General features: G+C 45.2%; 9 protein-coding genes. 2 read left to right on the forward strand and 7 right to left on the reverse strand.

The features are described from left to right. Positions 1 to 38: 38 nt before the first annotated feature. The 7 genes from L3V31_RS11465 to dalD form a co-directional block, all read right to left on the reverse strand. On the reverse strand, positions 39 to 554 hold the full coding sequence (locus tag L3V31_RS11465) for a protein disulfide oxidoreductase (protein ID WP_237316180.1): 516 nt from the start codon (positions 552 to 554) through the stop codon (positions 39 to 41). Then, positions 554 to 2,662: a protein-disulfide reductase DsbD domain-containing protein gene (locus tag L3V31_RS11470; protein WP_237316181.1), complete on the reverse strand. Its 2,109-nt coding sequence runs from the start codon at positions 2,660 to 2,662 to the stop codon at positions 554 to 556. The genes L3V31_RS11465 and L3V31_RS11470 overlap by 1 nt, the downstream gene beginning before the upstream one ends. Before the next feature lie 790 nt (positions 2,663 to 3,452). Next, a complete protein-coding gene (gene rimK / locus L3V31_RS11475; protein ID WP_237316182.1) occupies positions 3,453 to 4,358 on the reverse strand; it encodes a 30S ribosomal protein S6--L-glutamate ligase in 906 nt (301 codons plus the stop codon). Between the two features lie 557 nt (positions 4,359 to 4,915). Further along, positions 4,916 to 5,596 (reverse strand): hexitol phosphatase HxpB, encoded by a 681-nt coding sequence (gene hxpB, locus L3V31_RS11480; protein WP_237316183.1) that lies wholly within the window; start codon positions 5,594 to 5,596, stop codon positions 4,916 to 4,918. Between the two features lie 59 nt (positions 5,597 to 5,655). Further along, on the reverse strand, positions 5,656 to 6,930 hold the full coding sequence (locus L3V31_RS11485) for an MFS transporter (protein WP_237316184.1): 1,275 nt from the start codon (positions 6,928 to 6,930) through the stop codon (positions 5,656 to 5,658). A gap of 106 nt (positions 6,931 to 7,036) precedes the next feature. After that, entirely contained in the window at positions 7,037 to 8,497 is a 1,461-nt protein-coding gene (xylB, locus tag L3V31_RS11490; RefSeq protein ID WP_237316185.1) for a xylulokinase, read from the reverse strand. Positions 8,498 to 8,506: 9 nt separating this feature from the next. After that, entirely contained in the window at positions 8,507 to 9,874 is a 1,368-nt protein-coding gene (gene dalD / locus L3V31_RS11495; protein ID WP_237316186.1) for a D-arabinitol 4-dehydrogenase, read from the reverse strand. Positions 9,875 to 10,108: 234 nt separating this feature from the next. Between dalD and L3V31_RS11500 the strand changes: the two genes are divergently transcribed. Both L3V31_RS11500 and L3V31_RS11505 read left to right on the forward strand, forming a co-directional pair. Beyond that, entirely contained in the window at positions 10,109 to 11,050 is a 942-nt protein-coding gene (locus L3V31_RS11500) for a sugar-binding transcriptional regulator (RefSeq protein WP_237316187.1), read from the forward strand. A 486-nt stretch (positions 11,051 to 11,536) separates the two neighbouring features. Next, positions 11,537 to 11,716 carry a hypothetical protein gene (locus tag L3V31_RS11505; protein ID WP_237316188.1) on the forward strand — a complete coding sequence of 60 codons (180 nt, stop codon included), beginning with the start codon at positions 11,537 to 11,539 and terminating at the stop codon, positions 11,714 to 11,716. Positions 11,717 to 11,913: the final 197 nt, after the last annotated feature.

The raw sequence follows: 11,913 nt of genomic DNA on the forward strand, positions 1-11,913 counted from the left end.
ATATTTCCAAAATGAAATATCGGGTTTCTTTGAAAGAATTAACTGGCTAGCCAAAGTCTGGCTAATATTCCCACCGGTGTTGAGATACCAGTAGTAATAGAAGAAATTTCACCATCTTTAATAATATAGATGGTTGGCGTTACACCTACTTTCCACGCTTTCATTATCTGGCTTTTTGGATCATTGATATTATCAAATTTATAATCTTTCGAACGCATAAACTGTTCAACTCGCTCATTATTTCCTGAAGAACCAGAAACGCCAATTACCGAGTAGTGTTCACTCAGCCAGTTCACACTTGGGCTAACAAATTTACATGCCGGGCACCATGTCGCCCAAAAGTATACAGCGACAGGTTCTTTATGGCTTTTCTCTATTACATCAACATATTGACCATTGCTCATGAGCGCACTCAACGCTGGCGCATTTTGTTTGGGGATATCTTTGGTACGGAACCAATCCATACCAACTGAAACGACCGTAACAATGATCACAATTTGTAGGAGTTGGATTAGCCAATGTTGCCACGATTTACGATGGCTCCTAGCGCTCATTAACTGTTTCCCCCACTCGCTTGTTTGATAGCATTGACAACGACATCCTCAGTAAGAATGACGGGCAGCGGGATGCCTTGGGGTGCAGCAGGCCCATAGACTATGTTAAAAGGCACACCGTAACGTCCATACAGACGTAGGAAATCCGTTACGGAACTCTCAGGATGAGTCCAGTCGCCCTTCAATGTCGCGATACTTGGACTTTGTAATAACGAATACACCGGTTCTTGCCAGATCACCCCAATCTTGTTGGCTTTACAGGTGATACACCAATCTGCGGTGACATCCACAAATACGACTCTTCCATTTGCAACATGAGAATCAATCGCGGTGCTCGACAGTCTCTGCCATGCAAGGTCTTGTGGAAGTGGTGTTGCCCACTTACTGGCGGTCACACTACCAAGAAGCAACCCACCCGCAATCAAAAATACCGAGATGGAACCCGTTATCGCCAGCACTCTTGCACCGTAAACGGTTTTAACTCTCGCCATCATAAAAATAAACCCGATCAAGCCAACCAGAATGACCCAGAACAGCGGTAAGTGATTAGCAATCAAGGTCAGTAACCAAATACTAGTTGCCAGCATCATCACACCAAAACCAACTTTAACCACATTCATCCACTTACCTGGCTTTGGCAATTTAAGCGCAATACTCGGAAACGCCGCGACCAGAATCCAGGGTAGCGCCATACCTATCGCCAACGCAGTAAAGACTGCAAACAGCGTTAACACATCAGCGCCGAGTGCAAAGGCTACAGCGGTCCCAAGGAATGGTGCAGAGCAAGGCGTCGCAAGTAAAGTCGCAAACATACCCTGAACATAGTGGCCAATAAGAGTGTTATTCCCTTTGGAAGCCAGCCAAGTATTCGTGCTTGATGAAAGACGGATTTGAAATAGCCCAAGCATATTGGCACCAAACAACCCAGTGACCAGCACCATCAGGCCAAGAAACCAAGCACTCTGGAACTGTACGCCCCACCCGATCGCATTGCCTGTCATTTTAAGCGCGGTGATAAAACCCGCCAGAATCCAGAACGACGTCAAAATACCGAATGAAGAAGCGATGAACTGCGCGCGAATCTGACGACGTTCGATCCCATGGGCAGAGACGATACTGCTCAGCTTCATTCCAAGCACTGGCAGAACACAAGGCATAATATTAAGAATCAAACCACCAAGCAGAGCGAAAACAAACACGCTGGTTAAAGACGTATTTGGCAACGAATCCACAATCGCTGCTGCTTGCGCTTGGGTTACCTCTTCCGCCAATAAATTATCATCCTTTATCGAGACAAACAGCGGCTGGTTATTAAGGTCAACCTCTCCCAACCAAGTATTCACTTTATAGCTAGCCGTCAGAACATTGCCTTCTAGATAAGTCCCCTTTAACTTGAAACTGTAATCTCGCGTGGAGTCATCGACACCATCTACTAATACCTGTGGATGATTCCAACCTTGGGCATTTGTCAGTTGTATTTGCAGTGTCGATCGATTGGCATCCCAATCTGCCTGCGTGACTTCAATAAATGGCGAAGGTTGAGGGACATTACTCAGTGCTTGTGCATAACGAAACATCACGTCTTCATCAACCTGTAAATCTGCAGGCAAAAACGTCAGTTGAATCGGATAGTCCGTCAAAACACAAATCGTCGTACAGGAAGACAAAGTTAAAACCGCATCAATAATGACTGGCTTTGACATATCTTCGATGTGCAGCGTGATCGGAAATAAAGTATCGCCTTTGTAACCCTGCGTCTCTATGCCCAGCAGTTCGAACTTTTGTGGGTATGGCCAGAGCCAATCCACTTTGCTCAAATTTTGCGACGCTTTCCAATCAATCGAGGGGGCAACGCCACCTTCACCCGGTGAGCGCCAATAGGTTTTCCAATCTCCTGACAAATTTACATCCAAATAACCCGTGACCGTTTTGGCTTTAGCGTCTTGCAAGCCAGTCAGTACGAATCGCGTTTGTACAGGCGGATGTTGAGGATTGGTCATCCAGCCCGTATCGGGTGTCTGGGCGGAAAGTTGGAGAGAAAACAAACTTAACAACAGCGTCATGATGAGCATCGACACCGCGTGAGTCATTTTAGTCATATCGTTCATAGTGATTCCTGATTAAAAACAAGTGTAAAAGTTCACTGGCCACGTAAGCCAGAAACCACTTGTCATTCACGGAAAACACAAAACGTAAGATGAGCCCGATGTTTATACGGTATTGGTTCGGTCCATTGCCTTAACTGCGCAAACGCACCAGGTCGACAAACAGCCACCAGCGCAATACCGACAAACAAAACGACAATGAACAACCCGCAATGATGTTTGGCAAACTGAATAAGCTTCTCAGATAACTCACACTTGTTGGTACTTTTGGCCTCAATATCATGAGATTTTTCTGCTGAGACGAATGAGCTCTCGGTCTGTTCTCCACTCATAGAGCACGATGATACAAAGCCGGAGTTTTGCATCAGGCACACGACAATAACCCAAGCAACTACAGCTAGGAGCCATTTCACCTGCTTTTGCGGTGCGCGATGTCGTGAACCCAATAAGATCATAAAAAGTAGAATGACAACAGAAACGCTGAAAATAATACGCGAGTCGAGCCAAAGCTCAAGTTAAACTGAGTCATCTTCATCAGGCAACTAATCTGTCTCAACTTAGCCTGACGACTTTGCTAACAAAAATGCCGCTATATTAAAGCGGCATTGTTAAAGCTAGTAACTCAGAAATTATGCGATATCGAGTTGGCCTTAATAGATCGGGGAACCGATATAGCCTTTTCGTCACCAGCATAAAAGTGTTCACGCTGAGCTTCCATTTCCATTTGAGGGATTTTTAAGGACACCCATGCGTAGACTATATCCATTGTTGATCCGTCACGAGATAAACAAAATTAACCTTTGCCTAACGTTCTCGTTCTGTAAGGTTTCGCGTTTTTTTCGATAAACTGAAAAATCATATCCGCGACATCTTTTTTTGTAGCTGTCTCGATGCCTTCAAGTCCAGGTGAAGAATTGACTTCCATCACAACAGGCCCTCGTTCCGCTCTTAAAATGTCAACACCACACACCTTGAGTCCCATAACTTTAGCTGCAGCGACCGCAGTAGAACGTTCTTCTTTAGACAGTTTTACTAACGTCGCTGATCCGCCTCGGTGTAGATTTGATCGAAACTCGCCTTCTGCACCTTGTCGTTTCATTGCGGCGACAACTCTTTCACCGATAACAAAACAGCGTATATCGGCACCACCCGCTTCTTTGATAAATTCTTGTATAAGGATATCTGCTTTCAACCCCATGAATGCCTCAACGATAGCCTCAGCAGATTTAGCGGTATCAGCTAACACAACGCCAATGCCTTGAGTCCCCTCTAAAAGTTTTATAACACATGGGGCACCACCAACGTTTCTGATTAAATCTTTAACATTGTCCGGTCGGTTAGCGAACCCTGTCCGCGGTAACCCTATACCTTTGCGAGAAAGTAGCTGCATAGAGCGCAATTTATCTCGTGAGCGGCTGATAGCGACAGACTCATTGACACTAAAGCTGCCCATCATCTCAAACTGCCTGACAACAGATGTGCCGTAAAACGAAATACTCGCACCGATTCGAGGAATAATCGCGTCGTAATGCGGTAACTGTTCACCTTTAAACCTCACCGCGGGTTTACTGCTGGTGATATCCATGTAGCAGTGCAATGTGTCTATGATGTCTACTTCGTGGCCGCGCGCTTCGCCCGCTTCCTTTAATCTACGCGTGGAGTAAAGGTTCTTATTCCTTGATAAAATGGCAATTTTCACTTTTACATCCTTCTTATTGTAGAAATTGATGATTCTATGTCGATTCCAGTCAACCTATAATTAAACACCCTTTAAACTTTCCAAAACTAAGTATGTTCAGCATACCCGACGAACAAACTTAAAAGGTTATATTAAACAATAGTCCACCCAGAGAAGCATACAACATCGTTGAACTTTATGAGACTAAAGTATTCCCTCTATGCCACTGACTTAGCGAGAATTTATATTGTTGCAAATTAGTATGAAGCAATTGTGCCTGACTTCGACAACCTGCAACTAACCTTTCAGGCTTCTCACTTTACGTTAGCAAGTTATAAACCAGCAGAATATAGGATTATGACACGCTTATATTAGAGGTTCTTTTAAAAGCTAAAAACGCGAAGAAAATAAAATTAACAGGCGGGAATAGTGCAAAGGTAAATGAGAAAATAGCGCCTAGCTTGCCATTGTTCACTTTACTTTTTCCCAGGCGATAGCCAATAACTCGTTAACAAATAAAAACAGTCCGTTCCTAATAAAACTTAATACCGTCTGGGAGTTGAAAAGAGAGTTCTCGATCATTGGGGGAAAGCTAAAAGAGTCGATTCTGAAACCAGGCTTGCATAGTTTTGTACAACACAATCTAAATTGACATAACGTCCATCTGCGATAGAGAACTTACTTTGTTCACAATATGGAGAAACCAAGTAAGTCCTCATGTTCGCTCTCTTCGCAGCAGTCAAGCCAGTAAAACTGTCTTCAATCACTAAGCATTCAGTCGTAACGATTTGCAGCTTACGAGCCGCAGTTAAGTAAACATCTGGATGGGGTTTGCCATACTCTTCATCTTCGGCGCTGCAAACAACACTGAATTTTTCCCACAACTGTAGGCGATCGAAGACCGCTTTAATCACTACGTGGTTAGACGATGTAGCTAATGCAATCTTTAACCCTTGGCTGGAAAAATAATCTAACGCTTCGTAAACGCCGATCATCGCCGCTCCATCAGTGGAAATACGCTGACACAGCTTAGTCAGAATCATGGTTTCCAAAGCTTGGACTGAAACGGACAAAGAATAAGCCTCACACCAAGTTCGCGCTATTTCATCGACACGCTTCCCCATCGTCATCTGTTCACAATCTTGACGGGTTATCCCAACACCGAAACTGGCGAGTGATTCGATCTGTGCCTCTTGCCACATTGGCTCAGAGTCTATGAGTACCCCATCCATATCAAAAATAACTGCTTTTATATTCATACTTACCTCAAGACTAGAAAAGGTATGGCAACCAAAACCATTGCCATACCCTAAATTTGTTACACTACGGTCGCTTTATCTGCATCAACAAATGTCGGTTCAAATCCTGGTTGCTCTACCTTAATTAAATAGGTGAAGAAAAAGGCCAGTACGTACAGCACTGTATAGGCAACGACCACACCTATTGTGCTGAAATACGGTAGCAAGACCACCGCAATGGCTGGCGCAAGGAAGTTAGACAATCCGGCCGACAAGTTATAAACCGAAATCGCCGCACCTTTGTGGTTTGGCTCTAGCGCAGGAAATACCGCCGCCATCGGAACAAAGGCCGCCACAAAGATCCCCAAAGCAATAGCCGGTATCAACGCCATATAAAAGTTATTACCGAAATGCTGAGGAATGTAATAGAACGCCAGACTAGAGAGTGCCATTCCTATACAGCCAAACCAGCGCACCACTTTCATCCAGCCCAGTTTTTCACCCATGATGCCCCAGAAAACGTTAGAGAAAATGGTGGTGAAGAAGAACACAGCCCACACCTGAAGCCAGTCGGATGTGGTAAAGCCGAGATCATCAACAAACATCATTGGCATTATGACCGCAAAACCAAAAAGTGACAGAGTGTTAATGATGCGTACAAAACATGAATAGAGTACGTTTTTGTTGGTATAGAGCAACGTCACTGCACGGCTCAGTTCGGTTAGCTTCTGCTTTGTGGTCAGGTTATGCATGTGCGTCGGCGTTTTTACATTACGCAAAGCAATCATCGCGATTAGACCGCCCGCAGCACAAAATGCCAGCGATAACCATAAGGTACCAAACTCTCCAATCCAAGGAATGGTAAAGCTAGGGATGTAACTACCCGCAACACCGATACCGATCGAATACACGGTCCAGAACCAACCAAGTGCCGAGCTTACACCATCACTGCGAACGTTATGTACTATCACCACGATAAACGAATAGAGGAACAGTGGATAAGCAAGGCCACGAATACCGTAAAATAGCAAAATCAGCCCATAGTTTGACTGGCTTAATCCAAGCGTTAAGAACAGTACGTGGAAAATACACCAGAGCATAAAACCAATTTTCATCGTTTTCTGTGGTGTAATGATTTCCGCTACGACACCGGATACCCAGGCGGCCAAGGCTGCAGCTAGCCCGTAGAGTGTGAACGCGAAAGACGACTGAGCCGGAGTAAAACCAAGCTCGGTAATGTAGTGCGACAGGAATGCCAGTTCAAAACCATCACCCGTCATAAAGATAGCGATAGCGATGTATCCCCATATCAGATTAAGCGGCAATCCAAGCCACTGCTTACTTGCGTTTTCCATATATTCCTCGTTTCGTAGGGTAAAGGAATCCCACGCCCCCTTTTTGGGGGGCGTAGTCCATTTTTAGTCGTGATTATCTTTCTAAGGAGGCTCTTAACGGCCGCTGTTACGAGCGCAGAGCCAAATCGTTTTGGTAAAGGGCGCGAAAACGTGAATATCGCTCGGAGAGTCCTGATTCACGATCGACATTAGGTTGATAAACGCGGTGAATTTCAGGCTTTTTACATACTTCGTCCACCGATTTTCCTGAGGCCAGGCAAGCCAGTCGAGCCGCTCCTAACGCGCCACCCGTTTCACCACCTTTGTGAGTAACAGTTGGTAAGCGAAGAATATCGGCGAGTAACTGTGCCCAGAACGAACTTCGGGCACCGCCCCCCACCAAGGAACACTGCTCAATGTGAGTACCACTTTCCTGCAGCACACGCAGACCATCCGCAATGCCAAAGCTCACCCCTTCGATCACCGCATAGCCTAGTAAGGCGCGGTTGGTGGAATGGGTCATGCTGTGGAACATCCCCATGGCATCCGGATCATTATGCGGTGTGCGCTCACCAGACAGATACGGTAAGAAAAGCGGCGCTTTGGCTTTATCTTCTTCACTGAGCTGTTCAATCTCAGCCAGCAGCTCTACTTCCGTTACACCGACTATGCGGCAGAACCATTGAAGGCAACTGGCAGCACTTAACATCACACTCATTTGATGCCATCGTTGTGGCAATACATGACAGAACGCATGCACTGCAGACTCAGGTGCAGGACGATACTGGTCGTTGACCACAAACAGCACACCGGAAGTACCGAGAGAAATAAACGCATCCCCCGGACTCACTGCGCCAACACCGATAGCACTTACCGCATTATCACCACCGCCACCAGCGACGATGACTGATGGGCTTAGCCCCCATTTGTGGGCTATCTCTGCGGACAGCGAAGCCGACACCTCACAGCCCTCGACCAGTTGCGGCATTTGCTCCCGGGTTAACTGGCACTTGTCGAGCAAAGAATCTGACCAATCACGCTTAGCGACATCCAACCACAAGGTGCCTGCGGAATCCGACATATCGGAGACCTTTCGTCCGGTCATTTTGAAACGCAGATAATCTTTAGGCAGCAACACCGTGCTAATGCGGGAAAAGTTTTCCGGTTCATGCTTACGAACCCAAATTAACTTGGGTGCCGTAAATCCCGGCATCGCTAGGTTTCCCGCAATTTCATGCAGATCCGGTGCTGCTGCTTCAAGTTCGGTGCACTCTTCGTGACAACGAGTGTCGTTCCACAAAATAGCAGGACGAATCACATCATCCCCCTCATCCAGAAGCACTGCGCCGTGCATTTGCCCAGACAAACCAATCGCTTTAATTGCCCCCCAGTGCTCAGTGCATTTCTCACGAAGTGCCCCGATCAGATAGTTCGTTGCTTCCCACCACTCCTGCGGCGCCTGTTCAGACCAATGAAGATGCGGACGTTGAATCGTCAGTGGCGCGCTGTGAGTAGCAATAGTTTCACCCTGTTCATCAATCACCAGCGCTTTCACTTCTGAGGTGCCAAGATCTATACCTAGATACATGCTCACTCCTTATTGAATCATTGAGTAAGCGGCTGCAATTTTCTCTCGCAGCAGTGCTTCAAAATCCGTACGACTTGCCAGTTCACCAAACAAGGCAGTATCCTGCGCGTAGACAGCGATTGGGTCTTCAGAATCAAACATGCTATGCACGGCATTTTCATCAAGAATGCCATCCTGATACTCATAAGGCAGCAGACCTTTGTGCCACTGATGCATAAACACAAAGAACAGTGCTGGCAGCATCGCGGTCGCATCAGGCGTAACACCACGCTGATAACATTCAATCATCGTCGGTGTGATCATGGCCGGAATTTTAGAGAATCCATCCGCTGCCACTCGTTGGTTGGTGTCTTTGATGTATGGGTTGGTGAAACGCTCTAAGACCACCTCAAGATAGTTCGGAAGGTCAATACCATTGTCACCCAAGCAAGGAATCACATCCTGACTCACGTAATCATGGGCAATCTTGTAGATATAATCCGTCAACGTACTCTCGTGGATAAACGATTGACCAACTAATGTTCCGGCCCAGGCGATGCAGCTGTGCGAAGCGTTCAAGATGCGGATTTTCGCTTCTTCGTAAGGGATGACCGACTCCACCATTTCCACACCCACGCTTTCCAGCGCAGGTCGAACGTCTTTGAAACCATCTTCAATTACCCACTGAATGAAAGTTTCACCCATCACAGGCGCGTTGTCTTCAATGCCGGTTTGTGCTTTAACGCGATATGGAAGATCGTCAGCTGGACGAGGTGTAATGCGATCAACCATAGTGTTTGGACACGTTGTGTTTTCCTTTACCCACTGCAAGACTTCCGCTTTATCGGTCAAAGTCAGAAATTCCATCAGGCCATCTCGGAATCGCTCACCATTGTGGCGCACGTTGTCACAGTTCAGCAGTGTTACCGGTCCAGCGTTGTCCGCCATACGGCGTTCAAGTATTTTCGTCACCGTACCGTAAATAGTTTGGTTACCACCGCACAGGTCTGCTTTTAGTACTTCATTATCGACATCCAGAGTGTGATCGGTTTTCAAGTAGTACCCACCTTCAGTAACAGTAAAGGCGATCACTTTCGTCTGCGCTTTCGCACCTTCATTAATCAGTGGTGCCAAATCTTCCTGCCACGGGAGTAACGTCTGAATCGACTTGATGACTTCATATTCACGCTCACCCGCAGGACTGACCGTCTCTAACACATACTCACCATTCTGCGCACTCAGAGTTTCAACGGTTGATTCTGCATCATTGCGAATGTTACCGGCCGCGATATGCCAGCTTTGGTCACCCGTTTCTAGCAATTTGTGTAGGTACCAGGCTTGGTGTGCGCGGTGAAATGAACCCAGACCGATGTGAAGCCACGTATATTGATTTTTCATTATATTTCCTCGTTTTTGTTTGATGTAGCTACTCTATTCAATCAAAACATCAAATAAAGAGCTATAGATCACAAATGAACAAAAGACCATAAAATGGTTTTTTATTCATTTGTGGATAATTGATTGCTATTGCACTAAGGAAGAGTTAGAGAGAAGATAGGTGTTCCAGATGTGAAGGCGAGCTAAATGACGCCCTTTATATAAGTACAACAAGCTGAATAATAAGGAATAAATGTGGCTAGAGACGATAGCTTTAAAACCGATCAGATGGTTCGTGCCGCCTGGATGTATTACATCTCTGGCCGTAATCAGCGAGATATAGCGTCTGAACTTGGCTTATCACGTCCTGTTGTCCAGCGCCTAATTGCAGCAGCTAAAGAAGAAGGCATTGTCTCTGTCGGTCTGCACCATCCGATCTCTACTTGTTTGGACTACGCGGAACTGCTTAAAGAAAAGTATCAATTGGTGGAGTGTAATATCGTGCCAACCACCAGCGATGATGAGACACTTGATAACGTTTCTTTTGGCTGTTTTCAATTAATGTCAAAATATGTGAAAGACCAGCAGGATCAAATCATTGGTATAGGCTCTGGTCTGACACTCAAAAAAGCCATTAAACGAATTGATTTTGAATCACCGAACAGTAAATGTGTCGCCTTAATAAGTGCTATGGGCATCGATGGTCAGTGTAACTACTATGATGATGTACCACTGATTCTGGCGCGAAAAATTCAGGCAAACTATTACCAATTACCCGCTCCACGCTACGCTACCTCTACCGATGAGCTTAAAATTTGGACAGGCATGCGTGTATTCAAAGAAGTTTCCAGCGTTGCCGACAGTGCAAACGTGATTTTCCTTGGTATCGGTTCATTGAGTAAAGCGAGTCCTATCATCAAAGACGGCTTCATTTCTTCTGATAAGGCCGATGAGCTCAATCAGCAAGGCGCTGTAGGCGAAATCCTTGGCCGCTTTATCAATGCGAAAGGTGAGATAATTGAGTGCGCAATCAACACCTTCATAACCAGTTACGACATACGTAATAACGACTGTCCTCGAATTGGTGCAGCTTGTGGTGAAGATAAACGCCAAGCTATTCTCGCCGCACTGAGAGGACACTGGGTGAATGGTTTAGTCACTGACGAAGCGACAGCGAGATGGCTTTTAACTCAATAAGTTAAACTAATGTCCTACACCTTGTCTTAAGGCCGCAATTGTTCCTAATCGCTTGGTCTCACTGATGTTATGCCGCTTGTAACGCATCCCTATCCATAGTGAGCGTAATAATCACCAATAACTTAGGAGAGCGTGAGTAAATAAACAAAACTTCGTTCCCAGCCCATATAATGAGCATTGTTTATTATTTAATCTAGCTACGAAGCAGTTGTCAGAAGGATGGACTCAGTTAGCCAGAACGAAACGGTGATCGCATAGTGTTATAAGTAATCGTACTAATTTATAGCACTATGAAATGTAAACGATTTCAATCCTCATTGACACACAGTTAAGTGTTAAGACAAACTAATAGTGAAACTATTGGCATACACTTAATTTGCATATAAATTATAAGGCTATAAATGATTTTTTTTGTTATGGACATGAGTCTTTATAGCTCTACTCGCTGTGTATGAACTACTTATTTATACAAAAAAGTTCAAGGATATGAAAAAAACAAAAGATACAGTTGGTCAAGGTAACGGCAGCCGTCATCAAGAGAGACTACCCGAGATTGAAGGAGAAATGAGAAGAGCTAACTTACTTGAAACCATTCAAAGAAAGCGTAGAACACAACTACTAAAAATAATCGAAGAAAAACAGAAGCGCTATCAGAGCCCACAATAAAAATGAGTCCTCGTTTCGCATAAACAGCCACAATCTACAACTTAGTTGTATTAAACCATGAACATGACGAGTTACCATTGCAACCAAACTCAAAAACTGTAGCGTTTAATGCAACACGCAATGTCCGCTTCTTACGGACATTGCACCTACACTTTGACTACCTTTTCGAAAAGCATACTGACAACTCAATAGGAAGA

This window comes from Vibrio sp. J1-1, assembly GCF_021728395.1.
GTDB lineage: Bacteria > Pseudomonadota > Gammaproteobacteria > Enterobacterales > Vibrionaceae > Vibrio.